This is a genomic window from Pantoea sp. CFCC18177 (genome assembly GCF_059412425.1).
Genome location: NZ_JBNBPL010000023.1, coordinates 55,054 through 81,053, shown reverse-complemented (window position 1 = coordinate 81,053; position 26,000 = coordinate 55,054). Strand labels below are relative to the sequence as shown.

24 protein-coding genes are annotated in these 26,000 nt (G+C 51.4%); 10 read left to right on the top strand and 14 right to left on the bottom strand.

Annotation, left to right across the window (positions count from 1 at the left end; translation table 11 throughout):
- Positions 1-36 precede the first annotated feature (36 nt).
- On the bottom strand, positions 37-1,680 hold the full coding sequence (fumA, locus tag ACPUC8_RS20145) for a class I fumarate hydratase FumA (protein ID WP_039334769.1): 1,644 nt from the start codon (positions 1,678-1,680) through the stop codon (positions 37-39).
- Positions 1,681-1,843: 163 nt separating this feature from the next.
- Positions 1,844-3,355, bottom strand: coding sequence for an anion permease (locus ACPUC8_RS20140; RefSeq protein WP_494927165.1), 1,512 nt, complete (start codon positions 3,353-3,355; stop codon positions 1,844-1,846).
- Positions 3,356-3,951: 596 nt separating this feature from the next.
- On the opposite strand from ACPUC8_RS20140, the gene ACPUC8_RS20135 reads away from it, so the two are divergent.
- Entirely contained in the window at positions 3,952-6,732 is a 2,781-nt protein-coding gene (locus ACPUC8_RS20135; RefSeq protein WP_039334771.1) for a flavocytochrome c, read from the top strand.
- A 100-nt stretch (positions 6,733-6,832) separates the two neighbouring features.
- Positions 6,833-7,795 (top strand): FAD:protein FMN transferase, encoded by a 963-nt coding sequence (locus ACPUC8_RS20130; RefSeq protein ID WP_494927164.1) that lies wholly within the window; start codon positions 6,833-6,835, stop codon positions 7,793-7,795.
- On the opposite strand, the gene dcuR is transcribed toward ACPUC8_RS20130, so the two are convergent.
- Entirely contained in the window at positions 7,789-8,508 is a 720-nt protein-coding gene (gene dcuR, locus ACPUC8_RS20125; protein ID WP_039334778.1) for a two-component system response regulator DcuR, read from the bottom strand. The genes ACPUC8_RS20130 and dcuR overlap by 7 nt on opposite strands.
- The gene (locus ACPUC8_RS20120; RefSeq protein WP_494927163.1) at positions 8,505-10,124 is read right to left on the bottom strand and encodes a sensor histidine kinase; all 1,620 of its coding nucleotides are present in this window, start codon (positions 10,122-10,124) and stop codon (positions 8,505-8,507) included. The genes dcuR and ACPUC8_RS20120 overlap by 4 nt, the downstream gene beginning before the upstream one ends.
- A 256-nt stretch (positions 10,125-10,380) precedes the next feature.
- Here ACPUC8_RS20120 and ACPUC8_RS20115 point away from each other — a divergent pair, with 256 nt between their 5' ends.
- From ACPUC8_RS20115 to ACPUC8_RS20105, 3 genes are read left to right on the top strand one after another with little or no spacing between them, the layout of a single operon-like run.
- On the top strand, positions 10,381-11,403 hold the full coding sequence (locus ACPUC8_RS20115; RefSeq protein WP_494927162.1) for an ABC transporter substrate-binding protein: 1,023 nt from the start codon (positions 10,381-10,383) through the stop codon (positions 11,401-11,403).
- A 12-nt stretch (positions 11,404-11,415) separates the two neighbouring features.
- A complete protein-coding gene (locus ACPUC8_RS20110) occupies positions 11,416-12,177 on the top strand; it encodes an ABC transporter permease (protein ID WP_039334786.1) in 762 nt (253 codons plus the stop codon).
- Positions 12,174-12,953 carry an ABC transporter ATP-binding protein gene (locus ACPUC8_RS20105; protein ID WP_052206175.1) on the top strand — a complete coding sequence of 260 codons (780 nt, stop codon included), beginning with the start codon at positions 12,174-12,176 and terminating at the stop codon, positions 12,951-12,953. Before ACPUC8_RS20110 ends, ACPUC8_RS20105 begins: the two co-directional genes overlap by 4 nt.
- Before the next feature lie 45 nt (positions 12,954-12,998).
- Here ACPUC8_RS20105 and msrA read toward each other — a convergent pair whose 3' ends face one another.
- Together msrA and ACPUC8_RS20095 are read right to left on the bottom strand one after the other, a co-directional pair.
- Positions 12,999-13,535 carry a peptide-methionine (S)-S-oxide reductase MsrA gene (msrA, locus tag ACPUC8_RS20100; protein WP_039334791.1) on the bottom strand — a complete coding sequence of 179 codons (537 nt, stop codon included), beginning with the start codon at positions 13,533-13,535 and terminating at the stop codon, positions 12,999-13,001.
- A gap of 65 nt (positions 13,536-13,600) precedes the next feature.
- Positions 13,601-14,167: a flavin reductase family protein gene (locus ACPUC8_RS20095; RefSeq protein ID WP_494927173.1), complete on the bottom strand. Its 567-nt coding sequence runs from the start codon at positions 14,165-14,167 to the stop codon at positions 13,601-13,603.
- A 106-nt stretch (positions 14,168-14,273) separates the two neighbouring features.
- Here ACPUC8_RS20095 and ACPUC8_RS20090 point away from each other — a divergent pair, with 106 nt between their 5' ends.
- Positions 14,274-14,777, top strand: a complete 504-nt coding sequence (locus ACPUC8_RS20090; protein ID WP_494927161.1) for a P-loop nucleotide/nucleoside kinase family protein — start codon at positions 14,274-14,276, stop codon at positions 14,775-14,777.
- A gap of 120 nt (positions 14,778-14,897) precedes the next feature.
- Here the strand turns inward: ACPUC8_RS20090 and ACPUC8_RS20085 are convergent, their stop codons facing one another.
- From ACPUC8_RS20085 to ACPUC8_RS20065, 5 genes are all read right to left on the bottom strand, one after another.
- Entirely contained in the window at positions 14,898-15,065 is a 168-nt protein-coding gene (locus ACPUC8_RS20085) for a con-10 family general stress protein (protein WP_059109824.1), read from the bottom strand.
- A 496-nt stretch (positions 15,066-15,561) separates the two neighbouring features.
- Positions 15,562-15,831, bottom strand: coding sequence for a hypothetical protein (locus ACPUC8_RS20080; RefSeq protein ID WP_039334799.1), 270 nt, complete (start codon positions 15,829-15,831; stop codon positions 15,562-15,564).
- A 193-nt stretch (positions 15,832-16,024) separates the two neighbouring features.
- On the bottom strand, positions 16,025-17,065 hold the full coding sequence (gene idnD, locus ACPUC8_RS20075; protein WP_039334802.1) for an L-idonate 5-dehydrogenase: 1,041 nt from the start codon (positions 17,063-17,065) through the stop codon (positions 16,025-16,027).
- Between the two features lie 3 nt (positions 17,066-17,068).
- Complete coding sequence (locus ACPUC8_RS20070) at positions 17,069-18,436, bottom strand: MFS transporter (protein WP_494927160.1); 1,368 nt, start codon at positions 18,434-18,436, stop codon at positions 17,069-17,071.
- An 89-nt stretch (positions 18,437-18,525) separates the two neighbouring features.
- Complete coding sequence (locus tag ACPUC8_RS20065; protein WP_039334808.1) at positions 18,526-19,293, bottom strand: SDR family oxidoreductase; 768 nt, start codon at positions 19,291-19,293, stop codon at positions 18,526-18,528.
- A 283-nt stretch (positions 19,294-19,576) separates the two neighbouring features.
- On the opposite strand from ACPUC8_RS20065, the gene ACPUC8_RS20060 reads away from it, so the two are divergent.
- Both ACPUC8_RS20060 and ACPUC8_RS20055 read left to right on the top strand, forming a co-directional pair.
- Positions 19,577-20,278, top strand: coding sequence for a FadR/GntR family transcriptional regulator (locus ACPUC8_RS20060; protein ID WP_494927159.1), 702 nt, complete (start codon positions 19,577-19,579; stop codon positions 20,276-20,278).
- Between the two features lie 75 nt (positions 20,279-20,353).
- Complete coding sequence (locus tag ACPUC8_RS20055; protein WP_494927158.1) at positions 20,354-21,607, top strand: enolase C-terminal domain-like protein; 1,254 nt, start codon at positions 20,354-20,356, stop codon at positions 21,605-21,607.
- A gap of 28 nt (positions 21,608-21,635) precedes the next feature.
- On the opposite strand, the gene ACPUC8_RS20050 is transcribed toward ACPUC8_RS20055, so the two are convergent.
- Positions 21,636-22,571 carry an arginase family protein gene (locus ACPUC8_RS20050; protein ID WP_494927157.1) on the bottom strand — a complete coding sequence of 312 codons (936 nt, stop codon included), beginning with the start codon at positions 22,569-22,571 and terminating at the stop codon, positions 21,636-21,638.
- Positions 22,572-22,829: 258 nt separating this feature from the next.
- Entirely contained in the window at positions 22,830-23,222 is a 393-nt protein-coding gene (locus ACPUC8_RS20045) for a VOC family protein (protein ID WP_039334818.1), read from the bottom strand.
- A 612-nt stretch (positions 23,223-23,834) separates the two neighbouring features.
- On the opposite strand from ACPUC8_RS20045, the gene ACPUC8_RS20040 reads away from it, so the two are divergent.
- The gene (locus ACPUC8_RS20040) at positions 23,835-24,668 is read left to right on the top strand and encodes an RNase A-like domain-containing protein (protein WP_039334820.1); all 834 of its coding nucleotides are present in this window, start codon (positions 23,835-23,837) and stop codon (positions 24,666-24,668) included.
- A 1-nt stretch (position 24,669) separates the two neighbouring features.
- A complete protein-coding gene (locus ACPUC8_RS20035) occupies positions 24,670-24,996 on the top strand; it encodes a contact-dependent growth inhibition system immunity protein (protein ID WP_494927156.1) in 327 nt (108 codons plus the stop codon).
- 148 nt (positions 24,997-25,144) lie between these two features.
- Here the strand turns inward: ACPUC8_RS20035 and ACPUC8_RS20030 are convergent, their stop codons facing one another.
- Positions 25,145-25,828: an O-methyltransferase gene (locus tag ACPUC8_RS20030; protein ID WP_494927155.1), complete on the bottom strand. Its 684-nt coding sequence runs from the start codon at positions 25,826-25,828 to the stop codon at positions 25,145-25,147.
- Positions 25,829-26,000 lie beyond the last annotated feature (172 nt).

Genomic DNA, 26,000 nt, shown 5'->3' with positions numbered 1-26,000 from the left:
GCCGCGGATTTTTTGTTCTCAGCTCAGCTTAAGCGCTTATTTCACACAGGCTGCACAGTTGTTGTGGATCTGCTGGAAGAAGTCGTTACCTTTGTCATCCACCAGGATGAACGCCGGGAAGTTCTCCACTTCAATTTTCCAGATCGCTTCCATACCCAGCTCTGCGTACTCCACGCACTCCAGGCTCTTAATACTCTGCTGCGCCAGCACTGCCGCAGGACCACCGATACTGCCGAGGTAGAAGCCGCCGTGTTTGTGGCAGGCATCCGTGACCTGTTTGCTGCGGTTGCCTTTTGCCAGCATCACCATACTGCCGCCGTGTTCCTGCAACAGGTCAACGTAGGAGTCCATACGACCCGCCGTAGTTGGGCCAAGTGAACCGGAGGCATAACCCTCTGGCGTTTTCGCTGGGCCTGCGTAATACACTGGATGGTCTTTGATGTACTGCGGCAAGCCTTCGCCGTTATCAATGCGCTCTTTCAGCTTGGCGTGGGCAATATCTCGCGCCACGATGATGGTGCCATTCAGCGAAAGACGCGTAGAAACCGGATAGGCTGACAGCAGGGCGAGGATCTCGCTCATCGGTTGATTCAGATCGACATGCACGACTTCCCCTTCTCCCTGCTGACGCAGTTCTTCCGGGATGTAGCGGCCTGGATTGTCTTCCAACTTCTCAATCCAGATACCTTCGCGGTTAATCTTGGCTTTGATGTTACGGTCTGCGGAACAAGACACGCCCATACCCACCGGGCAGGAAGCGCCGTGACGCGGCAGACGCACCACGCGGATGTCATGTGCGAAGTATTTACCGCCAAACTGCGCGCCTAAGCCCAGCTCTTGCGATGCCTTCAACAGTTCTTCTTCCAGCGCTACGTCACGGAATGCCTGTCCGTGCTCGTTACCTTCAGTCGGCAGCGAATCGTAGTAGTGGGTGGAAGCCAGTTTCACGGTCTTAAGAGTGCTCTCTGCGGAGGTGCCGCCGATAACAAATGCGATATGGTATGGCGGGCAAGCGGCAGTACCCAGCGACATCATTTTGTCGACCAGGTAATTTTTCAGCTTGGCTGGGGTAATCAGCGCTTTGGTTTCCTGATACAGATAGGTTTTGTTGGCTGAACCGCCACCTTTGGCAATACACAGGAACTTGTACTCATCGCCATCCACGCTGTACAGATCGATCTGTGCCGGCAGGTTGGTGCCGGTGTTGACCTCTTTGTACATATCCAGCGCGGCATTCTGAGAATAGCGCAGGTTATCTTCAATAAAGGTGTCGTAGACGCCACGAGAAAGTGCGGCTTCATCGCCACCGCCGGTCCAGACGCGCTGGCCTTTCTTGCCCATGATAATGGCGGTACCGGTATCCTGGCAGGTTGGCAACACGCCCTTGGCGGCGATTTCAGAGTTGCGCAGGAACTGCAGGGCTACGTATTTGTCGTTTTTACTGGCTTCGTCATCCGCCAGAATCGACGCGACCTGCGCCTGATGCGAGGCGCGCAGCATAAAGGACGCGTCGTGGAACGCTTGCTTTGCCAGTAACGTCAGGGCTTTAGGATCGACTTTCAGGATTTCCTCGCCATCGAATTCCGCTACTGACACGTAATCGCGGCTCAGCAGATAGTATTCGGTATCATCTTTGGCGAGAGGAAAAGGATTCTGATAATAGAAGGGTTTGTTCGACATGTTGGCTCACTTAGCTTCGTGTTGCCCGCCAGCATGACGGGCGACAAATAGGCGATCTGTTTTTCGATTTTTCTCTCGCCAGCCTCCGCAGGGGCTGACTGGCGAGCATCATAACACTTTCACGGTCATACGCGGCTCCGTTTTTAACATCGGAGCAACATCATCAGAACATCATCACCATCCATGGGTAGGCGATAACCATCAGAGCAACCAGGAAGATGGCACCAAAGATGGTACCGAGACGCCAGTAATCTTTGGTTGGCAGGTAGCCGCTACCGTAGTAAATCGGGCTTGGGCCAGTGCCGTATGGGGTGATAATGCCCATCACACCCAGAGAAACACACATCATCAAACAGAATACCGGCATATTAATGCCCGGGATGGAGGCCGCAATGGTCAGCATCGCTGGCAGCAGCGCGGTAGTGTGCGCTGTGGTACTGGCAAACAGATAGTGCAGTAAGTAGAAGGCCACCAACAGCACCACAGCGGAAACCTGTGGGTCGTATCCGTGCAGCAACTGCGCACCTTCTTTACCCAGCCAGGCGATAAAGCCAACGCGTGCCAGACCATCGGCCAGTGCCACCAGAGTGGCGAACCAGGCAAAGGTGTTCCATGCCGCTTTATTGCTGGTGATATCGTTCCAGTTTAGTACGCCTGTCCACAGCATCAATACAATCACTAACAGTGCGGCCATTGCCGGTTCAATCCATGCGGCAGCGAAGATCCACATCATCAGCGCGGACACCACAAACACCAGCAGCAGGATTTCATTACGGCTCAGACGACCCAGCTTTTCCAGTTCAGCGGTGGCCCAACGTGGCACTTCGTCATTAACCTTCACTTCCGGCGGATAGAGCCAGTAGGCCAGCAACGGCATGGTCAGAATCAGCAGCACACCCAGTGGCAGGAAGGCGAGGAACCACATACCCCATGAGATTTCGAAGCCGACGACACTTTTCACCAGCGCCAGCGCCAACAGGTTAGGTGCCAACGCAGAGAGGAACATCGAGCTGGTGATACAGGCTGCGGTAATCGCGACCCACATCAGGTAAGAACCAATTTTACGCGCGCTCGGATCATTAGGTTTTGAACCGTACAGCGGCGGCAGGTTAGCGATGATGGGGTAGATAGTACCGCCACTGCGCGCGGTGTTAGACGGGGTAAAGGGTGCCAGCAACAGGTCGGCAAAGGTGATGGCATAACCCAGCGTCAAACTGCGACGACCCAGATACTTCACCAAAATCAGCGCCAGACGGCGACCGAACTGGGTTTTGTCGTAGCCAGCCGCAAACATAAAGGCACCGAAGATCAGCCAGACCGTGGAGTTGCCGAAGCCACTCACCGCCCATTTGAACGACTGTGCTGCCGTTTTGAACTTAGGGTCCGCCAGTTCTGCCGGGCTCAACAGCACCCACTGGCTGAACAGCGCAATGACGACGACACCCGTCAGGCCGATAACGGCGCCGGGCAGCGGTTCAAAGATCAGTCCAACGATGACGCCAACAAAGATGGCAAAGAAGTGCCATGCATAAGGTTCCAACCCGGCAGGGGTAGGTACCAGCAGCAACAGCACCGCGACGATGATAGGCAGGCACAACATGATCAGGCGGTTCTTTTTCCCCGGCGCCGCAGGGGGCGCTTTAAGGGATTCACTCTGGGTTGTTTGTGTGTTCATAGTTTTGGTCTGCAAGTTATGGAGAATGCGATTGATCGTCAGGGACACACTGTTTTTTTAGTCTCAACATGCGTGGCCAGGACAATTTAAAGTTGCTCTTTAATGAAACATTGCTTTGCAAATTCGATACGCGAATTATCAATTGAATGCAGCTATGATGCGATTAATTAAAATATCTATTTTGATCTAGATCAATAAAAAATATGCACTCTTTTTTAATTTTTAGCTTTTGCTTTTTATTTAATTTTCTGTCTGCTGTGGATTAAGCGTCTGCGGCGAGCGAAACGCAAAAAATCAAGCGAAATGGGGCAGGGTGAGTGGTTTTATCTTTATGATAGTACTGGATTTGTTTTAAATGTAAGTAAAAAGTTGATTTTTGTCAAGTCTTGGTTAAAACTTAGCGGAGCGCTAATTACAGCAATGAGCATCAAATTCTATTTCTAAACGTAAAACTTATATAACTAACAATCTGGGTTATGTAACTAAAGAAAATGGTATATTTACGCCATGAAATCGGACCACTCAAATAATTATAAAATTGCTCCGAACCGCAAAAGAATTGAATACACAATTTCTTAATTCTGGAGTTGCTCATTATGAATAAGCTCACCCCCATCCTTAACCCGCTTACGCTACCGAAAGGTGCGGTGCTGAAAAACCGTTTGGTGATGGCACCCATGACCACCTGTACCGGCTACTTTGACGGCGGTGTCACCAGTGACCTCGTCGAGTATTACCGCGTGCGCGCGGGCAGCATCGGTACGGTAATTGTCGAATGCTGCTTTATTGATAACCGAGGCCCGGCCTTCCCGGGTGCCTTGGGTATCGATAGCGACAACAAAATTGCCGGCCTGGCAAAAATCGCCCATGCCATCAAATCTGAAGGCTCTAAAGCCATTCTGCAGATTTACCATGGCGGCCGTATGGTCGAACCGGCGCTGATTGGCGGTAAAACCCCTGTTGCACCCAGCGCCATTGCTGCACCACGTGAGGGGGCCACTAAACCGCAAGCGCTGACGGCGGAAGAAGTGGACGTGATGATCACTAAGTTTGGTGATGCGGTGAACCGTGCCATCAAAGCGGGCTTCGACGGTGTCGAAATCCACGGTGCCAACACCTATCTGATACAGCAATTCTACTCGCCTAACTCTAACCAGCGTGATGACAAATGGGGCGGCAGCCGCGACAACCGCGCACGTTTCCCAATGGAAGTGCTGGAAATCACCCATAAAATGGCGGATCGCTTTGCCGCTGCTGACTTCATTATCGGCTATCGCTTCTCACCGGAAGAGCTGGAAGTGCCCGGCATCCGCTGGGATGACACCATGTACCTGCTGGAAAAACTGGCCGCGCGCGGTCTGGATTATGTGCACTTCTCCGTGGGCCAACTGCTGCGTCCCTCCATTGTCGATACCAAAGATCCAACGCCACTGATCACCAAATATCTGGCTGAACGCTCTGCGACTCTGGCGAAAGTGCCGGTGATTGGCGTGGGTGGCGTGGTCAATAAAGAAGATGCTGAGAACGCACTGGAGCACGGCTTTGATCTGGTTGCCGTCGGTAAAGCCTGTATTGCTTACCCTGACTGGGCCGACCGCATCATTAAAAACGAGCACATGGATCTCTACATCGACAGCACCAAGCGTGAAGCGCTGACGATCCCAGAGCCCCTGTGGCGCTTCTCGCTGGTGGATGCGATGATCCGCGACGTCAGCGATGGCCATCGTAAATACAAAGCGGGCGTCTATCAGGCGAAAGTCGAAGCCGAAGCGCTGAAGCTGAAAATCAACGTCACGCTGGATACCGACCGTATCACCGACATCTCACTGGTGCCGGACCCAAGTCTGGACGTCGACTTCACCAGCACCTTTGAAAGCCTGCGTGAACGCATCCTGGTGGCCAACAGCCCACACGTGGATGCCATCACCGGTGCCACTACCCAGAGTGAGGCGCTGAAAAAAGCCGTGTCTCGCGCCATGACCACTTCCAACAAAGAGTATGTGATTGAGGAGGGCGGCAACCCGAACGCACCGGTCAATTACGACGTGGTGGTGATTGGTACCGGCGGTGCAGGTCTGGCAGCCGCCATTCAGGCGCACGACGACGGTGCTCGCGTGGTGATCATTGAGAAGATGCCGACCATCGGCGGTAACACCATTAAAGCTTCAGTGGGTATGAACGCGGCAGAAACCCGCTATCAAAAACTGAAGGGTATCGAAGACAGCAAAGAGTTGTTCTACGAAGAGACGCTGAAAGGCGGCAAGTTCAAAAACAACCCAGTGTTGCTGCGTGAATTTGTGGAGCAAGCGCCGGAAGCGATTGAGTGGCTGGCGGCGAAAGATATCGAACTGTGCGATATCACCATCACCGGCGGGATGAGCATTGACCGTACGCACCGCCCCGAAGATCGTTCTGCGGTCGGTGGCTTCCTGATCAGCGGTCTGGTCAAGAACGTCAATAAGCGCGAAATCGAAGTGCTGCTGGAAACCTCAGTCTCTGAGATTCTGGTGGAAAACGGTGCTGTGACCGGCGTGAAAGTGGTGGATGAGTATAACGACAGCCGTATCCTCAACGCGAAAAGCGTGATTGTCGCCACTGGCGGCTTCAGCGCCAACCGTGAGATGGTGGTGAAATATCGCCCTGAGTTGGATGGTTTTGTTACCACTAACCACAAAGGTGCCACAGGTAGCGGCATCGCCATGTTGCAGAAAATCGGTGCGGATACCGTTGACATGGGTGAGATCCAGATTCACCCAACCGTTGAACAGACCACTTCTTACCTGATCTCTGAAGCGATGCGCGGCGGCGGTGCGATTCTGGTCAGCCAGGCCGGTAAGCGTTTCTACAACGAAATGGAAACGCGTGACAAAGTCTCTGCTGAGATCATCGCGCTGCCAGAGAAAAGCGCGTGGATCGTGTTCGATGAGCAGGTGCGTGCTAATAATAAAGCGGCCGACGAGTATATCGCCAAAGGCTTTGTGATCAGTGCACCAACCCCGCACGAGCTGGCGGTCAAACTCAACATGGATCAGGAAGCGCTGCAAACCACGCTCGGTCGCTATAACGAGTTCGTGGCGAAGCAGGATGATGAAGATTTCGGGCGCAAAACCGCGCTGCGTCATCCGCTGAATCAAGGACCGTACTTCGCCATTCGCATCGCCCCGGGCGTGCACCACACCATGGGTGGCGTTACCATCAACACCGACACTTCAGTGCTGGATGCGCAGAAACAGGTGATTCCGGGCGCGTGGGCGGCCGGTGAAGTGGTCGGCGGGATTCACGGCGCGAACCGTATTGGCGGTAACGCAGTGGCGGATATCATCATCTTCGGTATCAAGGCTGGCCACAATGCGGCTAAACTGGCGTTAGGTCACTAAGCAAGTTGGAGGTCACCATAAATGGTGACCCTACAAAGTTCATTGCGGTGTTTTGTAGGGTGCGCATTGATGCGCACCTGGCCGCTTTCATGAGGCTAAAATGTCAACTGACGCCGGCATCTACAATTACTCCGCCGTACTAATGGGTTCCCCCATTCTGCTCAAACTCTTCGATGACAATCCCACCTTAGCGCGTCAGGTTTTTCAACTTATCAAACAGCAGGAAAACCTGTTCACGGTCAACCGTACCGAATCCGAAGTGATGTCGATTAACCACGCTGCTGGTCGCCATCCGGTGCGCGTCAGTGAGGCGGTCTTTCGATTGATTAGCGTGGCGCATGCTGTGAGCATCTCCCCGGGCAGCGCCTTCAACTTCACCATTGGTCCGGTGGTGAAACGCTGGAAGATTGGTTTTCAGGGGCGTGAAATTCCCCCCGCAGAGGAGATTGCCGCGCTATTGCCGCTGACCGATCCCCACCAGGTGATCCTCAATGAGCAGGATCGCTCGGTGTTTCTGCAACAAGCAGGCATGGAGATCGATCTCGGAGCCATCGCCAAAGGCTATATCGCCGACGTGGTGCAGGCATTTTTGCGCCAGCAGGGTGTCGTGCAAGCGTTGATTAATCTCGGTGGTAACGTGCAGACGCTTGGCTCACCGCCACATGAACCTCAGGGCTGGAGTATCGGCCTGAAAAAACCCTTTGCCGGGGATGAGCTGTTAGGTGTGTTGCAGGTGCAGGGCAAATCGGTGGTGACATCGGGGATTTATGAGCGCTACTTCGAGCTGGACGGCAAGTGTTGGCATCACATCTTCGATCCGCACACCGGCTATCCGTTGGATAACGAGCTATTGAGCATCACCGTGATCTCCGATCGTTCGCTGGATGGTGATATCTACACCACCTTGCTGTATGGCATGGGCGTGGAGCAAGGGCTTGCGTATCTTGCCGACCAACCCGAGCTTGATGCAATATTTGTCACACGCGATCGACAGATCATCTGCTCTTCGCCGCGCCACTTCCATTTCCAGCAGCGCGACTTTAGTTGGCAGCTACGTTACTGACAGTACTGTTGCAGCAGTGAATGGTATTCCGGCTGCAACCGATAGCGATACACCGGGCGGCCGGTGGCGCCATAGTGGATGCTGGTAAACAGAATATTAATCTGCGCCAGCCAAATCAGGTATTTACGGCAAGACACGCGGGAAATATTCACTTCTGCTGCCAGTTCATCCGTGGAAAACTCATGGCCGGGATGCGCATCAATCCACTGGCACAGCGTGCGCAGCGTTTGCGGCGTTAAGCCTTTCGGCAGGCGCTTGTTGTCATGCTGGGTGGCCGGGTTGCCGTGAATCAACAGATCGACATCGGACTGCTGATAATAGTGCTGATTATCCATCAGCGACTTCTTCTGGCGCCAGCTGGTCAGTGCTTCTTCGAAACGCGGGAACTGGAATGGCTTGATCAGGTAATCCACCACGCCATAGTGCAGCGAGGTTTTAATGTTTTCGGCATCGGCCGCAGAAGAGATGATGATCACTTCCACCGCACTCTGCGCCTGACGCAGTTCAGGCAGCAGATCGAGGCCATTTTCCTGCTGCATGTAGATATCCAGCAACACCAGATCGATCGGCGTGTCGCTATTAAACAGGAACTCTTTGGCCTGCTTCAGGGTTGAAGCCGTGCCACAGCAGTTGAAGCCTTGTACCTGGCCGATAAACGATCGGTTCAGTTCGGCAACCATGGCGTCATCATCGACCACTAACACATTGATCATGTGGATTTATTTCCTCCATCCCAGGGAAGTTGTACTAAGAATTGCGTAAACACACCAGGTTCTGATTCAACACTCACACCGCCACCGAGGTTTTCTGTTTGTTGTTTTAACAGGAATAACCCTACGCCCCGGTTTTCACCTTTGGTCGAGAAGCCCTTGTCAAAAATGGTGGCAAGGTGCCCCGGTTCAATGCCCGGACCATCATCGCTCACTTCACAGGCCAGCCAACCGTTTTGATAGTGCAGCATCAGGTGAATTTCACCTTCGGTTTGCTCGCTGAGCGCGTCAATCGCATTCTCCACCAGATTGCCGATCACGGTGATCAGGGCCGCCATTTGATCTTCATTGCCGCTATCCGGCACGAAGCTGGCATCGCTTATGGTGAGGCGATGGCCGCAATCCGAAGCGCGATTAATCTTGCTGAGCAGAAAACCAGCAATGACCGGTGACTTAATTTTATCCAGCAGATAGCCAATCTCAGTCTGATAATTATTGGCTGTTTTCAGGATATACGCTTCGACCTGCGTATAGTTTTTCATGTGCAGCAGGCCAAGAATCACGTGCAGTTTGTTCATAAACTCATGCGAACGCTCACGCAGCGCATCGACGTAGTTTACCATGCCGGTCAGACGCTGCATCAACTGGCTGATTTCGGTCTTATCCCTGAAGGTGCAGACCGCACCGATGATGCGGCCCTGGCTGTGCACCGGTACGGTATTGCTCAGCAGCAATCGGCCATTCACATTTAACTCTTCATCACGCCGTGCGCGACCGCTGTGCAGCACCGCTTGCAGATGGTCATGAATCACGGACGCATCACCGCTAACGTTGCCGTTGGCCAAGGCGTTGTTGAGCAAGGTGCGCGCTGCCTGATTGACCAGCGTCACTTCGGCCTGGTCATCCATCGCCACCACGCCTTCCTTCACCGAGTTGAGGATCGCCTGGCGCTGCTCGAACAGGGTGGAAATTTCATACGGTTCCAGGCCAAACAGAATGCGTTTCAGTACTCGCACCAAAATAAAGGTGCCAATTGCGCCCGCCACGGTGCCGATCAGGATGGTCCAAAGAATGCTCCAGCGACTCTCATTGATTTGATCGGCAACGGCACTGAGTGATATACCCACTACCACCACACCAATCTGTTTATGCTGTGCATCATAAACCGGGGTATAAACGCGCATCGCACGCCCCAGCACGCCCTGATTCACCGAGACGTTCTCGTGACCCAGCAGCGCAGGTTCAATGTCATTGCCTATGAAGTGTTGGCCAATCAGCTCAGGATTCAGGTGCGAATAGCGAATGGTGTCCATGTTGGTCACCACCACAAACAGCAGATGATTGCTCTGCTGCACTTCTCTGGCGATAGGTTGAATCGCAGTAGTGTTGGGCGGTAGTACCAGCGCGCGCTGTATTTCCGGCAATTTGGCCAGTGTGCGCGCTACGGCCATCGCTTTCTCTTCCAACTGCGTTCGCGTGGCAGCACCAATCTGGAAGAAATAGAACATGTGCACGCTGAGCAGCACCAGCACGATCACTGCGCTGAGCATCAGTGTCACCAGGGTGTTGAGTTTCATTGGGCGTTTACGTGCGGGTGTTACAGGCTGTGGCGTGCTCATTGTCGCTCCCTGAGAGAAGAGGGGGCTATTATGACGGTTAAATGTAAAAAGGTCGTCATAAACTCACAAGGACCTGAAGTTGCCACGCGATGTGCCTCTGTGGTGCGCAGGTTGCACCAATAATTTTCGCTTAATCCCCTTTGTTAACACCTTTTCCCCTCACCACGGTTCAATTGTGATTGGCACGACATCTGCATAGGTTTTGATGGCTTGTATACAAGGCCGCATACCAGTCAATCACCCTGGAGGGGTAAACATGCGTAACAATGATAATGATAAAGAGAACATCAACGCACAGCGTCGTCAGATGATGAAATATTCCATGCTGGCACTCGGCGGTGTCGCACTCAGTGGCGTATTAGGCAGTACAGCGGCACTGGCAGCAGATGATGAAATTCTGATTGGTTATTGGCCGATTGTGGGTGGTTTGCCGTTATACGCCGGTATTGATAAGGGCTTCTTCAAACAAGCTGGGTTGAACGTCAAGGCGGTTAAATTTGCCAGCCCGCAACAAGTGGTTGAAGCGATGATCACCGGTCGCATTCATGGATGTGCCAACGGCACCGCAACCGGCGCGCTGGGCCTGGGGGCGATTACCAGCCCAGACTTGTTCAAAATTATCTGCTCTAACCCCTCAAATGAAAAAATGGTGCTGGATGAGTTCCTTGTGCCGATGAACAGCACGGCAAAATCCATCAGCGATCTCAAGGGTAAACGTATTGCCAGTGGTCCGGGCATCCAAAACGTTACCATGGCAAAAATCATTCTGGAGAAAAACGGTTTCACCGACACCAAAGTGATTGAGCTGCCTGTTGGACAGCATGCGCCGTCACTGGCTGCCGGACAAATTGACGGCGTCTACACGCTGGAACCGACCGGGACCGTGGCGCGTATGAAAGGCATGGGTAAGGTTCTGGAAACCGGCGTGATCGCCAAATATGTGCTGGGTGATGCCAACGCTCCGTGGTTTGGCGGTGCCGCGGCGCTAACCAGCAGTTTTATCAACGCGGACAAGGCGCGTGCACAGCTGGTTATCAATGCCTATGGCGAAGCCGTGAAGTTCATTCAGCAGCAGCCAGAAGAGGCTCGGCAATATGTGGCAGGCTATACCGGCATTGAAGCGGGATTAGTGAAAGAAGTGCCGTTACCAGGGTTCGTTATGTATGACCAGCTTACCGGTGACAACCTGCAATGGTTCCAGAAGTTTTATGACGTGTTCGCGGAACGCAAAATTTTCAGCAAGCCATTACAGGTTGAACCCTTGATCTACAAAGCTTAAGGAGAAGCGAACATGCTGAAATGGCGATCCAAACTGATCCCCCTGATTGGCCCGATACTGCTCTTTTTGCTATGGCAAACGGCGGTCAGTGCCAAATGGCTTAATCCGGTATTGCTTCCCTCTCCGGGGGAAACCTTGGGTTATCTCTTGGGTGCTTTGACCGATGGCAGTATGAATCAGGACATCGGCGCAACACTGTATCGCACGCTGATGGCCTTTATCGTGGCCGCGATTATCGGTGTGCCGTTGGGCGTGATGCTAGGGAGCAGTGAACGGCTTTATCGCAGCGTCGAATTCCTGGTGGATTTTTTCCGCTCAACGCCATCTTCGGCGTTAATCCCGCTATTCATGCTGATTTTCGGTATTACCGATACCAACAAGATTGCTATTGCCGCCTTTGCTGCGGTGTTAGTGATTCTGTTCAACAGCGCGTACGGGGTGATGAATGCGAAAAAGACCCGCATTATGGCGGCGCAGGTGATGGGCGTTTCACGCTGGCACGTATTTAAAGACATCATGTTGATGGAAAGCCTGCCGCAAACGTTCGTGGGGTTGCGCACTGGCGTTTCTATGGCGTTGGTCATCGTCATTGTCGCAGAGATGTTTATTGGTTCTGAAACGGGGTTGGGCCATCGCATCATAGATGCGCAGCAATTATTCAATATCAAAGACATGTATGCATCGATTCTGATCACCGGTGCCTTTGGTTATTTGTTAAATCTGGGGTTTCTGCTGATTGAGAAACGCTGCGTGCACTGGAGTGGCAAAGCATGAGAAACAGGGAATATCCGCAACCTAATACCCATGTCACTATTCGCGGGCTGGATAAAAGTTTTGCGGGTCAACCGTTGTATCAGGATCTCAATCTTGATCTGCCGAAAGGCAAGATTGTGTCGATATTTGGCCCCAACGGTTGTGGTAAATCGACCTTGATGAATATGATTGCCGGACTGATTCCGATCGATCGTGGGCAAATCCTGTTCGATGGAAAAACCCTCGCCGAGACCAATATTGGCTATGTATTCCAGAACTATCGTGATGCGCTCTTTCCCTGGCTCACCGCCTGGCAGAACATCGCCTATCCGTTAAAGCGCCAGGGTATGAAGTCTGCGGCGGTGAAAAAGCGGGTGAGTGAACTCTCGGAGATGTTTGACATCCGTTTTGACCTGCAGCGCTATCCCTATGAGCTTTCGGGTGGGCAACAACAGACGGTGTGCATCATGCGTGCGCTGGCCACTGAGCCAGAAGTGATGTTTCTGGATGAGCCGTTTTCAGCACTGGATTTTGAGATGACGCTGTTCATCCGTGACAAACTGCAGCAGGTCCAGCTGTTGACTGGCGTGACGATGCTGATTGTTTCGCACGATCTGGAGGACGCGGTCTTTCTCGCGGATGAAATTTTATTGCTGACGCGTCGGCCGACGCGCGTGGCTGAAATCGTGCCTTTTGCACTACCGCGTCCGCGTACGGCAGAAATCATGAGTGACCCGGAGTTTGTCAGAGTGAAAGCGCACACGCTGGCGGTGTTTAAACGGGAGATGGCGGGGTAGCGTGAACATGCACAACGTCGTCGGACGTTGTGCATGTGTGAGGGATTAACCCTGCTTCACGCGGTTAGCAAAGCTCTTACGCAGCTTCTGCAGTTTCGGTGGGATCACCGCCATGCAGTAGCCGTTGCGCTGGCCGGCACCATCCCAGTAATCCTGGTGATAATCTTCTGCCGGGTACCACTCTTTCAGCGGCTCAATGGTGGTGACCACGGGCACATTGAGATCGGCCTGAGCGCGGGCAATGGCGGCAATCGCCTCTGCTTCCTGCTCTGGGTTAGCCGGGAAGATCGCAGAACGATACTGCGTGCCAACGTCGTTGCCCTGACGGTTTAACTGGGTTGGATCGTGTGTCGCAAAGCTGATATCCAGCAGATCGCCGTACTTCACCTGCTCGGGATCGAAACCAACACGGATCGCTTCGGCATGACCGGTTGCACCGCTGCACACCTGCTCGTAGGTTGGATTCGGGCGCTCGCCGCCGGTGTAACCACTTTCGACTGACTCTACGCCAATCACATCTTTAAACACTGCTTCGGTACACCAGAAACAGCCACCGGCGATCACCGCATATTCGGTTGCCATTGTTTTTTACTCCTGTCAGGTCGAAAGCAATACTGTGAGGGCGCTCGGGTGCGATTTCAACAGACTCAAATTAACATTTCTGGCTTAAAATCGCGGTGTTTATCGAGCACGCTATTGCTCATGATGGTAAAGCGTCCTTCGCCAGTGTAGTGCAGGGTGGGTGGAAATTCCGGTTGCTCGGCAACATGGGCTTTGACGATCTCGAAGATGAAGAAGCTGTAGTTGTTCACCATCGAGTCGTCATACAGCTGGCACTCAAAACTGGCAAAGCACTCGTCGATCAACGGCGCGTTGACCACGCTGGCGGGTTCGGGGGTGAGTTTGAAGGCATCAAACTTATCGATACCATCGCCGTGACTGTTGCCTATTGCGACCACGCTATCGACCAGATCAGCGGATGGCACATTGATCACGCACTGGCCGCTTTGGCGAATCAACTCATGGCTGTAATTGCCGCTGGCGATCATGCAACCCACCAGGGAGGGGGAGAACTCCAGTATGGTGTGCCAGCCCAGCGTCATGATGTCGTGCTGATCTTCAAACTGCGAACTCAGCAACACCACCGGACCGGGCTCCAGATATTTCCTCGCCTTGCTCACCGGAAAGTCAATTTTATGCAGGCGTTGGCTCATCATGCGTCTCCTATTTTTCACAGAGATAAAGTAAGTGTAGCTGCCAGGCTTTACTGGACCGTCATTTCACGGCATGGTAGAGCGTCATTTTATCTGGAGCTGGTTAATGGAATCTGCGTCTGTGTCCACATCTCGTCCTGTCTTACATCTGCTGTGCGGCAAAATTGCTGCGGGAAAATCGACGCTGGCGCATCAACTGGCACAAGAAAATGGAGCCGTCATCATCAGCGAAGATGCCTGGCTGGCGCATTTATTTGCAGAAGAGATGCAGGATGTTGCTGATTACGTGCGCTGTGCGGGCAAACTGCGCAATGCGATGACGCCGCATTTAATCGCGTTGTTGCAACGTGGCGTATCGGTGGTGCTGGATTTCCCAGCCAACACCTTGAGTCAACGACAGTGGATGAAAGCGGTGATCCAGAGTGCGCAGGCAGAACATCAACTGCATTTCCTTGATGTGCCGGACGCACTCTGCAAGAGCCGTTTACAGGCGCGCAATGTTGAAGGCAGCCACGACTTTACGGCGACGGATGCGCAGTTTGAGCTGATCAGCAGCTACTTTACTGCACCGGGCGCGGATGAAGGGTTTAATGTGGTGGTGCACGGTTAACATCGATTGAACGGTGTAGGGCGTGGGAGAAGAGGTATCGCCCGGATTGAATGAGCATAATAAAAAATGTGGGTGAGGAGCGTTCCTTGCTCCCGGTCCGGTAATTATCAAAGTGAATCATCAGGATCCTTTGTTACTACTTTTCCCACCTTTTTTACCTGCCTCTGAGGCCTTTTGTGGATCGTCTTTAAAACTGCCGCCACTCTGTTGGCCGCCTTTCTTACCTGCTTCAGACGCTTTTTGTTTGTCATCCGCAAAGTTACCTGAACCGCCTCTATGTTGAGCCATGGTCTTGCCTCTTGATGCGTGATCATTAACATGATGGGAAAACACATCATGTGCTTTTTCCACTTTTAATTTTAATAGTGGAATAAATCTCTTCAAGCGCGACGGCTGAATAAAAAGGTATCACGTTGATAATGTCAAGTTTATTTTATTGCAGGTGAAGTGATTTTTTATTTCCTTGGGTTGTTATGTTATTTTTCACTAATAAGCCAAGCGTGTAAGTCTTGATATTATTTATTCGACGCCTTAATCACAACTTTTCCTTATTTAAATCGCGCGAATACTACAGCGACTAAGCTTAACTTACCCATTCCGGGTAGCTGGAGGTAAATATGTCAGAGCGTCCAGATCCAGATAAAGTGATACCGCTGCCGGGTGACGATGAGCCGTTACCAGATGACGACGATGATGGTCAGGATCTGCCTGATGAGCAGAAGCCTAACATCTAAGCGTTAAGCGAAGAGCCGCTTATGGGCGGCTCTGTTGCTGCGGCAAAGTGCTAATCTGACGGCTCACTGCCATCTATTGATGGTGAGTCATAACGAACATACTGCCGTATCGCTTCATGCAGGGCACGATTGCGATCTGATTCCAGCCCACGGGCTTCATATTCCCTGGCCATCTGAATCAGAACTTCATCGTACTTACCCTTAAACGTGATGTTGTTCAGCGCAACCTGTTTGATCATCAATTCGCGCAGCACTTCTGTTTCAATCTTCAGGTACTGTACCGTTGCTTCCAGTTCCTTGATTCTATCCTCAGCTGACATTATTACTCCCTAAGCAAATATGAACGGCGTTCGGTGTGAATAAAGTAAGGTGCATCAGGAATATCGCATTGAAATTGGTGTTATTCAACCCATGCCAGTCAGAATCGGAATTAAGCGAGACGTAGAATCAGTTCGATTTGAAGACCGTTTATGTTTGAATTATTAAATCGTACGCTTTGCGCTGCGATTAACCTCAAAACACTAACTGAACTTTGGCTGCCAGTTCTTTATTTGATGCTAACTCCAGTGCGGCAACCGCGTCATTTATGTTGAACTCTGTGGTGAGCAGCGGCAGTGGATTAATTTTACCGGATTCCAGCCATCTGACTGCGGTTGTGAACTCATCGATAAAGCGGAATGACCCTCTCAGTTGAATCTCTTTCACCAGCAAGGGGCCAACCGGATAATTGACCTCCGCAGCACCCATGCCCAACTGGACGATAATACCCGCTGGACGCGTATAAGACACCACTGAAGCGATGGCCACCGCTGCACCCGAAGCTTCGAAACAGATATCAAAATGTCCGCCATCGGCAGTCCATGATGAGATAACGGTTTCATCCCGTGGGTCGTATGCGGCGGTGGCACCCATTTCAACGGCCAACGCGCGACAGCGCTCGCTGATATCGGTGGCGATCACTTCCGTTGCGCCCGAAGCCAATGCGCAGGCGATGATCAAACAGCCGATCGGCCCGGCACCGGTTACCAAAACGCGTTTGCCTACCAAGTTACCGGCTTGCTTCAACGCGTGAATGCACACGGCGAGCGGTTCAGCAAATGCGATAATTTTAGCCTCAGCGTGTTCCGCATAAGGCACGCACTGCTGCGGGCTCACCACCACATGTTGTGCAAATCCGCCGTTCACATGCGGGAAGAACTGCGCGCTGCCCATAAAACGCATTGCGCGGCACAGGTTTTGCCTGCCGCTGCGGCAAATCTCGCACTGCTGACAGGGTTGAGACGGATTGATGGCCACAGGTTGACCGACACGAAGATGGCTTGCAGCAGGTGCTTGCTCCACTACGCCGACAAATTCATGCCCTAACACCATCGGGGATTTCAGCACCGACATTCCCGCTTTGCCATGCTGAAAGTAGTGGATGTCCGAGCCGCAAATCCCGCCCCGTTCGACGCGCACCAAAACCTGATCTTCATCCCAACTGATGCTTTGTGTTTCCACGCACACATCGTGTGCCCCTTTGACCATGACCGCTTTGACTGTTTTTTGCTGCATGACTTATCCCTGCGCATTGGATGGAGTATTGAAGGTGTTCTCTTCGTTGTTTTGCTGTTTTTCTCCAGGTGGGGTGATCAACTCGATTTTCCCGACCAGGAACAGGTAGGCGAGGAAGCCCATCAGCGCAACGGCGGCGATATACCACATCGCATACTGGAAATTCTGTGTGCGTTGCAGGATCACGCCAATGATGATGGGACTGGCAATACCGGAAAGATTGCCAAAAATATTCAGAAAGCCGCCGATCGTGCCGATCAGGTGGCGTGGAATAACATCGCTGCACACCACCCAGCCAAGGTTCGAGAAGGCGTTAGCGAAGAAGGCGACAGACAAGATGCCAATGGCGATCACTGGCTGGTCCTGGAAGAAGTTGACCAGGGCAATCGAGCACGTCAGCAGCATGCCGGCCATCACCGGCAATTTGCGCGCAAAGGTGCGGCTCCGGCCACGCTTGAGCAGCATGTCACTTAAGGTACCGCCACAGAGTACGCCCGCCATCGCCATCAAATAAGGGAACATCGCACCGATACCGGCCTTATCAATCGACAGGTGTAAGCCTTTTTCCAGATAAACGATGAACCATGTCAGGAAGAAGTAGAGCGTTGAGGAGGCGGCGAATTGGGCAATGAATAAGCCCCATGTGGTGCGCTGGCGCAGGATATAGCGCACCGACTGCCAGTTCACCCGGCTATGGGTGCTTTGTGATGCGGAACCATATCCGCCCCCTTTGCGGATGATATCGAGTTCGGCGCTATTCACCGCCGTGCTGTGTTGCGGATCGCGATAGGCAAACAGCCAGTAGATGCCAAAGATAATCCCTACCGCCCCGGAGATATAGAAGGACATCTCCCAGCCCCACTGGCTGACGACAAACGACAGCGCCGGAGTGAGCAGCGCCAGACCGATGTATTGCGCACTGGAGTAGGTTGCCGTTGCACGTGCGCGCTCATGATCCGGGAACCAGGTGGCGATGATTTTGGTATTAGACGGGAAAGAGGGCGCTTCTGCCATACCTACCAAGGCACGACACGCCAGCAACATCATAAAAGAGGCGCTTGCAGTGGTAAAAAGGTTGTGTGACGCAAAGCCCATCAGCAGCGTGAAGACGCTCCATAGCACAATGGCGCTGCCGTACAGCCACCGCGAGCCAATCCGATCCAGCAAATAGCCCACCGGTATCTGGCTCATGGCGTAAAACCAGGTGAACATGGAAAACAGTAAGCCTAACTGCGTGGATGACAGAGCGAATTCGCCCTGTATATGCGATCCCGCAACGGACAGATTTGCACGATCCATGTAGTTAATCGCAGTGACAATAAACAACATCGTCAGCACGGAGAAACGCGTTCGAGTCGGTTTGGTGGTCATAAATGATCCTGCAACGGTCTGATTCATGGTTCTGACCTCTTAGGTTTTTGTCGGTAGGGTGCGATGAGTCTTGATGCTCAGTTTTTGCCTTACAGCGTGGCGAGCCAGCCGCCGTCCACGTAGATCATTTGGCCATTGACGTAATTGGAGGCGGATGACGCCAAATACACGGCGGTGCCGATCAGCTCTTCGGGTTTGCCCCAGCGGCCTGACGGGTTGCTGTTACACACCCACTGATTAAATTCAGCGTTATCTACCAACGCGGCGTTCATGTCCGTCAGGATGTAGCCGGGGCCGATACCGTTAGTCTGGATGTTATGGACAGCCCACTCGGCAGCCATTGATTTGGTGAGTAACTTAATGCCGCCTTTTGCTGCAGTGTAAGGTGCAACTGTCGGGCGGGCGGCTTCGCTGGTCAGCGAGCCGATATTGATGATTTTGCCGCCGCTGTTACGTGCGACCATGCGTTTCGCCGCGGCCCGTGCCACCAGAAAGGCGCTGGTCAGATTGACATCCAGCACGCGTTGCCAGTCGCTCAACGCCAGTTCGAGCATCGGCTGGCGGAACTGGATACCGGCATTGTTGATCACGATATCGACATGAATATTGGCCTGATCGAGTTGGTTGAACACCTGCTCGATCTCGTCTTCATCGGCGACGTTAAAGATAAAGCCGCGCGCGCTATACCCTTTGGCCTGCAGCTCACTCAGCGCGGCATCCATATGCTGTTGGCTGGTGCCATTCAGGATGACATGGGCTCCGGCTTCAGCCAGTCCGCAGGCGTAAGCCAATCCCAGCCCACGCGTTGATCCGGTAATCAGCGCGGTCTTACCTTTAAGGTCGAAAAGAGTGGTCATATCTAATCCTCATGTAACATGACTAACAAGTTAATGCTGATTGTTGTACTTGAGGTTGATGGAACCAGCAATTCTCCTTAAAGCAAAATGCAGTGTGCTTCACAAAAAATGGGTTTGCTGTGGTACAGGAATAGGTTGCGATTTTTAACCTAATACTATGATTATTAATCGGTAAATAAGATTATCTCCGGTATGAAAAAATATTCCCTCAACAAAAATTCTCTTGTAGTGATCTGCTATAAACGATACAAATCCAAACATGTAGGACAAGTGAGCGAATATTGTGACCCTGGAAAGCGTGCAAAAACATAACATCGTGGATGCGATCTACGAGCAGATGAAGAAAAACATTCAGGATGGCATCTGGGAGCCGGGCTGCAAACTGCCTTCGGAGCCCACGTTAACGGCCACTTTTCAGGTTAGCCGCGTGAGCGTACGAAGTGCAGTGCAGAAGCTACGTGATCTGGGTGTGGTGGTGACGCATCACGGTAAGGGGACATATGTTACGCGCGATGTGGCCCGCTACGGTGCCTTCAACGACAATCAACCGATTCTGCATCTCTCGCAGGAAGAGTTTGATCACATGCGCGTTTTTCGCCAAACCGTTGAGTTTCGCTGTATGGAGCTCGCGGTGCAAAACGCCACGGATGACGATATCAAGGAACTGGAAAAAGCTCTCAACCGTATGCTGGTGAACAAGGACGACTACAAAAAATATTCGCTGGCAGATTATGATTTTCACCTGGCGATCGTGAAGGCATCGCATAACTCCATCTTTATTCACGTCATGGAGTCGCTGAAAGGGATTTACGTTCACTACCTGGAAGAGCTCAACCGCGTGTTGGGCATCACATTAGAGAGCGTTGAAGCGCACATTAAAGTCTTTATGGCGCTGAAAAATCGTGATGCTTCGCTCGCTACCGAAACGCTGAACAGCGCCATGACGCATAACGTGCATGCCATAGAGGATGCGCGTCACAACTGATTTCCTTGAAAAGCCCGTTAGGGTTTTTTAATGCACATAACATGTAGGACATCTTACAAGATAGTGAGGAGTACCATGAGTCAACTTAAGATTACCAACGTCACCACCATACTGACTGCACCCGGCGGCATTGATCTGGTCGTGGTCAAAATTGAAACCAGTGAACCGGGTTTATACGGCTTAGGATGCGCCACTTTTACGCAACGAATTCATGCGGTGGCGGCTGCAATCGATAACTATATGAAACCCTTCTTGCTGGGCAAAGATCCCGCGCGTATTGAGGATATCTGGCAATCTGCGGCGGTCAGTGGCTACTGGCGTAACGGCCCGGTGATGAACAATGCGCTTTCTGGCGTGGATATGGCGTTGTGGGACTTGAAGGGCAAAGTGGCCGGTTTGCCGGTTTATGAATTGTTGGGTGGCAAGTGCCGTGATGGCGTGGCGTTGTATCGTCACTGCGATGGCGCTGACGAAGTCGAAGTGGAAGACAACATTCGTGCACGTATGGAAGAGGGGTATCAGTACGTGCGTTGTCAGGTGGGCATGTATGGCGGGGCGGGCACAGACGATCTGCGTTTAATTGCCGGTAAGTTGGCGAAAGCCCGCAACATCCAGCCCAAGGTGTCGCCGCGCACACAGACTCAGGGTATTTACTTCGATCCTGATGCTTACGCGCGTGCCGTGCCTCGTCTGTTTGATCATCTACGTAATAAAATTGGGTTTAGCGTTGAATTTATCCATGATGTCCATGAACGCATCACCCCGATCGCCGCGATTCAGATGGCGAAATCACTGGAACCTTACCAACTCTTTTTCTTAGAGGATCCGGTCGCGCCTGAGAATATCGACTGGCTGGATAAAATGCGCGCGCAGAGCAGCACGCCGATTGCGATGGGGGAACTGTTTACCCAGATCAATGAGTGGAAACCACTGATCCAGAATCACTTGATTGATTATATTCGCTGTCATGTCAGCACGATTGGTGGCATCACGCCGGCGAAAAAGTTAGCCACGTTTGCCGAGCTTTACGGCGTCAGAACAGCATGGCATGGGCCTGGCGATATTTCGCCGATTGGTGTGGCGGCTAACCTGCACATTGATCTCAGCATTACTAATCTGGGTATTCAGGAATATACGCCTGTTAATGAGGCATTGATGGAGGTGTTCCCTGGATGTCCGGAAATTGATCGCGGCTATGCGTACCTCAGCGATCGTCCTGGACTCGGCGTGGATATTGATTTGAAAGAAGCCGCGAAATATCCGGTGCAGGGTGATATCCCCGAATGGACTAACGCACGCTTACCGGATGGCACAGCAGCACGGCCTTGATAGTTGGATTAATCGTGGCAGGTGCGCATTAGCCATTCGGGCAATGTGCACTTTCTTGCGTAATGCTTCTGATCATATCGACTACCCGTTTAGCGATATTCCTGTCTGCATCTATATCAGGATCATAGATGGTCACTGTTATGCCGCAGCAGCGGGAAGGGTTAAACAGTGTTCGGCAGACTTTGACAAGGCGTTGAGAAGATAAGCCAGGCTGACCGGGACAATCGACCGCTGGCATTTCATCACTGTCCAGCACATCCAAATCGAGATGGATCCAGTAAGGTATTGCAGGAAAATCATTGAGGCGTTCATTTATCAAATGGACGAGCTGGCTATCCTGCAACTTCAGCGCGTCAAAAACAGTGATGCGTAAAATTTCAGTCTCTGCGATGTCAGGCCATTCATAATCTTCCAGCAGTGATTCGCGCTCTCCCAGTTGAATAACGGCTTTATCCTCAATCAAAGGGCCATCAATACCGGGCCACTCTGTGAGTAACGGCTCGCCACGGCCAGTGACAAGTGCGAGATCCATTCCGGCCGCCGCGCCGGGACGATCTTCAGGTTCACGCTTCCAGTTGCCTGGATGACGAAAATCGCTGTGACCGTCGATATGCACAAGTGCCAAGTTACCCAGTTGACGTCTGCAACCCAGCAAAGCACCGGGCAGTATTGCGCAGTCGCCCCCAATGACAACAGGCTTTAAATTGCAGCGAAGAGCAGCTTCTACTTCATCTGCCAGATGCAGATTAAGCTGTCTCAGCTTATGACCGTTTAAAATGTCAGTGCCCGGTTCACTCTCAGGGCTGTATTCAGGGCAGGGAACCATCACGATCTCGAAGGCTGAGAAGCATTTATCGAGTCCCTGCTGCATCAACACTGACGGAGCGCGATACGTTCCGGGAATGTGCCCTTCATAGAATGGGTTAAGCCCAAGATTAGATGGAACAAGAATAATTTTTTGCATCATTATCCTACTGTTGGCTGAATGTGTCTGAGGACTAACGAGCATCATTCATTGAGTCGGTGTTGCGGTTACTGGATTATAGTCTGGGCTTATCGTGAAAGTGATTTTGGATAGGGCAGGGAGATGGTCTGCTTCACTTATCGTTGTGATTCGCATCGTCTCGGTCATGATTTTTATTTCTCTCTTTGTGACGTGGGCTGTGCGCTCAAATTTAACACAAGGGTTCTGTTACGATCAGATTGCAGCCTAGGGCAAAGGTTATACCATACTCTTCAGAACCCTTTTTGCCTGAGAGTAGTCGTAGCTGGTCAGTTCAATCTTGTTATCGCTAAGATCGCTGAAGTACAGGGACATGGATATATCGTGATCGCAGGCGGTAAACGGGATATTTTTGGCATTGAGAGTAGCGACTAAATCGACAAATGCCGCAGCTTCCACAGCGAAAGCTATCGTATGGCCGGGAGACTGATTTTTTCTGAGAAAAAGCGAAAGCGACGCGCCGTGATTCCTGACCACCAGCGGTCCTCCCTGCTCGAACCAGAAGTACAACGAGTCATCGCGGGTAAAACCGAGAACATCTTCGTACCAGCGCTCAGCCAGATCAATATCATCAACATACACGTGTACATGGTCAATCTTCGTTATTTTCACAGTGTTGCTCCTGTATAGGTGTAACTGGAAAGACTCCCTCAGTTATTGTTAACAGGCAACCCACCCAAGCACGTAACAGCACGTCATTTAACATAAGACTGCTTCGGTCCTCTTTCCCGGAGGCCCCAGCGTGTTTATGAGGCCTCCGGGCTTAAATGCAGCCCTTTCCTTGCCCGAACGCGAAAATCTCTGCCATGCTAATTTTGGACCTACTGCATGGCTATGCACGTATAGAAAAAAGGGCGGTCACAACAGATATTTTTTCGCCGATGCGGCATTTGAGGAATATATCCATCACGTGTTAAGTAATATGTGATTCGTCACTCCGCATCACTCTTATAAGACATCCTGGCACGGTAAAAAGTCGGCTGAGAGTGATGACATGTCGGTGCATGAGTAGAGAACTTAATACAGCCGACTGAACCAAATGATTTAGTTCTGTGTATCTGAAGCTGCGTGAAGGAAAACTAAAGCTGATGCGCGCACTTAATTCAAGTTCAGTAAAACTTATCCCCTCATTCTTATTGATATCCTTCGGGCTAGTATGTAAGTGTAAAAAAACACCCTGGCATAAGAACTGCCAGATCTGAGTCAATTTAGAAGATAGGTTTTATGGATGACGACAACGGATTGAGAGTTGCGCTATCGCCGGTGCAGATGGCTGCGGTTCTCTCAGACAGAACTGTTAGTGAAGGGGAAACCCTGAGTAATCGAATATACGGCGGCCTGAATCTTGCTGGTGGCGTTGTTGAAATGTTCGGTGCCGGTGCAATGTGTGTAGTGCCTGAACCCACAATGCTCTCCAAAGCTGGATGCATTTTCGTCGGTACGCACAGTCTGGATACCATACAGGCTTCAATCAGACAGGTCTGGACGGGGCGCAAGATAACGACGGACACCTATAATTCCACCGTCGAGCTTGCAGAGGAACTTGGCGCTGACACCAAAACCGCAATGAAAGTCGGTACAACAGTTGACCTAACGCTTCCCCTCGGCTTTGCATTAGCTGTGGGGGCCGTGCGCATCGTGTCAATCCGCTCCGGAAGTATCAGCCTGGCCGCGCATGAAGCTCTTTCTTCTGGGGCAACCGGCGGTCATACACTCGAACGCCATATTGGAAAATCTGCTGAGGAGCTTATTGCACGGCTGGAAAGGCGTCCTGCATTATCTGCGACAAGTAGCTTTCGTACCCAGCGCGAAGCTGAGCAGATAATAAGCCGCGTCATCAGAGATAATAAGAACCAAATTGAAATGTGGGTGAAGCATCTCCCGGCAGGCATGAACGCTAAAATGGAGCTGGAAAGCGTTTTTGCCGGGCAAACCGGGATAATGGTTCGCAGGGGCTCATCTGAGGTCATCCGTTGCTATCGCGTTCGGCTGGTACTGCGTTTTCAGAACTGGCACGGTAAACCCTATTTCGTACTCACCGCTTTTCCAAAGGCCTGATATGCACCGTTCCGATTTCAACGAGTTAAGCTGTTTCATTACAATATATTTCGGTCAGGACTACGACCTGATTGATGATACGGTTCAAGTTGAGCCGAAAATACGAATTTTTCTAGAACAAGAGCACCGGGCAAGCTGGTATGGACTTGTGGCCGATATAGAACTCTTTCTTAGCAAAAGTGATGCCCCTGGAGCATTGTTTAACCATTACTTCCGAGATGAATTTGCTCCGGAACTGTGGGGTACGACCGCAGAAGACTTTCTTCATTTGGTTCTCAGAATGGTTAACGATGCAATCAAAGAGTATGAGGATAATCAGGACCAATAATAATCCACTGAAAGCTGTACGCTTGAGTGCGGGGGGCAGCTATGAGCGATCAGCAGACTTTGGGTAAAACCTTAGGTACGGTGGGGGCACATTTTATAAAAATGTGATTAAAAGTTGCTGTTAAATGTTTCGATAACTTAAATTTTAATCATCGGCCTTTAACGATAGCCATTACGAAACCATCCCATCCTTTTTCACCTACAGTCTGCACCGCCGTAGCTTCAAGTAGCTCATTTTCAGAGAGCATCTGAATAAATTCTCGCAGACCTTTTATGTTTGGATCTTCACTACTGAAGTCGATTACGCCTCCTCCACGAACCGTATTATCTCCTACGATAACCGTTCCTTGTCTAGACAGTTTGATTGCCCATTCAAGATAGTGTGGATTATTCACCTTATCAGCATCGATAAAAATCAGGTCATAGGGAGCTTCAAGTGTCGGTAAGACATCAAGTGCAGCCCCCGTATGCAACGTAACACGCTCAGCAATCCCCGCATTAATAATATTCTGACGAGCAACCGCTGCATGGTGCTCGTTGAATTCAATGGTCGTTACAGTTCCATGGGGTGGTAATGCTTTAGCCATCCATATAGTGCTATAACCTCCAAGTGTGCCTATTTCAAGAACACGAACAGCACGTGACATTTGTATGAAAATGGCCAGCATTTTTCCCTGTAAAGAGGATACGTCATGCGTAGGCAAGCCTTGTTCTGAATTATTAACGAGAGCGAATTTTAAATCTGAATCTTCAGGGGCCAGTTTTTCAGAAAACCAAGCATCAACCTGTGCCCATTTTTCTGAATCTTGTGAGCGATAATCGGGGGTTCGCATATGAAATCTACTCTCCTTTAAATGTCATATAAAAAGTTTAAAAGTCATTTGTTACAGCTGTACCAGCACCACAGAAGGTCAGATCATTTATGTCCGCTTTTGGCACAGGCTGTGTGAAAACTGTTTTGGTCGCTTAATCTGCGTAAAACAGGGTTGAAAATAGCGATCATAC

Coding starts and splice junctions, on each gene's coding strand:
- ACPUC8_RS20120 (WP_494927163.1), bottom strand. CDS start 10,124: ATGAGCACGCCACAGCCTGTAACACCCGCACGTAAACGCCCAATGAAA.
- dcuR (WP_039334778.1), bottom strand. CDS start 8,508: ATGATCAATGTGTTAGTGGTCGATGATGACGCCATGGTTGCCGAACTG.
- ACPUC8_RS20090 (WP_494927161.1), top strand. CDS start 14,274: ATGGAATCTGCGTCTGTGTCCACATCTCGTCCTGTCTTACATCTGCTG.
- ACPUC8_RS20065 (WP_039334808.1), bottom strand. CDS start 19,293: ATGACCACTCTTTTCGACCTTAAAGGTAAGACCGCGCTGATTACCGGA.
- ACPUC8_RS20055 (WP_494927158.1), top strand. CDS start 20,354: ATGAGTCAACTTAAGATTACCAACGTCACCACCATACTGACTGCACCC.
- ACPUC8_RS20035 (WP_494927156.1), top strand. CDS start 24,670: ATGCACCGTTCCGATTTCAACGAGTTAAGCTGTTTCATTACAATATAT.
- ACPUC8_RS20050 (WP_494927157.1), bottom strand. CDS start 22,571: ATGCAAAAAATTATTCTTGTTCCATCTAATCTTGGGCTTAACCCATTC.
- ACPUC8_RS20040 (WP_039334820.1), top strand. CDS start 23,835: ATGGATGACGACAACGGATTGAGAGTTGCGCTATCGCCGGTGCAGATG.
- ACPUC8_RS20115 (WP_494927162.1), top strand. CDS start 10,381: ATGCGTAACAATGATAATGATAAAGAGAACATCAACGCACAGCGTCGT.
- ACPUC8_RS20095 (WP_494927173.1), bottom strand. CDS start 14,167: ATGAGCCAACGCCTGCATAAAATTGACTTTCCGGTGAGCAAGGCGAGG.
- ACPUC8_RS20140 (WP_494927165.1), bottom strand. CDS start 3,355: ATGAACACACAAACAACCCAGAGTGAATCCCTTAAAGCGCCCCCTGCG.
- ACPUC8_RS20070 (WP_494927160.1), bottom strand. CDS start 18,436: ATGACCACCAAACCGACTCGAACGCGTTTCTCCGTGCTGACGATGTTG.
- ACPUC8_RS20105 (WP_052206175.1), top strand. CDS start 12,174: ATGAGAAACAGGGAATATCCGCAACCTAATACCCATGTCACTATTCGC.
- ACPUC8_RS20110 (WP_039334786.1), top strand. CDS start 11,416: ATGCTGAAATGGCGATCCAAACTGATCCCCCTGATTGGCCCGATACTG.
- ACPUC8_RS20135 (WP_039334771.1), top strand. CDS start 3,952: ATGAATAAGCTCACCCCCATCCTTAACCCGCTTACGCTACCGAAAGGT.
- ACPUC8_RS20030 (WP_494927155.1), bottom strand. CDS start 25,828: ATGCGAACCCCCGATTATCGCTCACAAGATTCAGAAAAATGGGCACAG.
- msrA (WP_039334791.1), bottom strand. CDS start 13,535: ATGGCAACCGAATATGCGGTGATCGCCGGTGGCTGTTTCTGGTGTACC.
- fumA (WP_039334769.1), bottom strand. CDS start 1,680: ATGTCGAACAAACCCTTCTATTATCAGAATCCTTTTCCTCTCGCCAAA.
- ACPUC8_RS20080 (WP_039334799.1), bottom strand. CDS start 15,831: ATGTCAGCTGAGGATAGAATCAAGGAACTGGAAGCAACGGTACAGTAC.
- ACPUC8_RS20085 (WP_059109824.1), bottom strand. CDS start 15,065: ATGGCTCAACATAGAGGCGGTTCAGGTAACTTTGCGGATGACAAACAA.
- ACPUC8_RS20130 (WP_494927164.1), top strand. CDS start 6,833: ATGTCAACTGACGCCGGCATCTACAATTACTCCGCCGTACTAATGGGT.
- idnD (WP_039334802.1), bottom strand. CDS start 17,065: ATGCAGCAAAAAACAGTCAAAGCGGTCATGGTCAAAGGGGCACACGAT.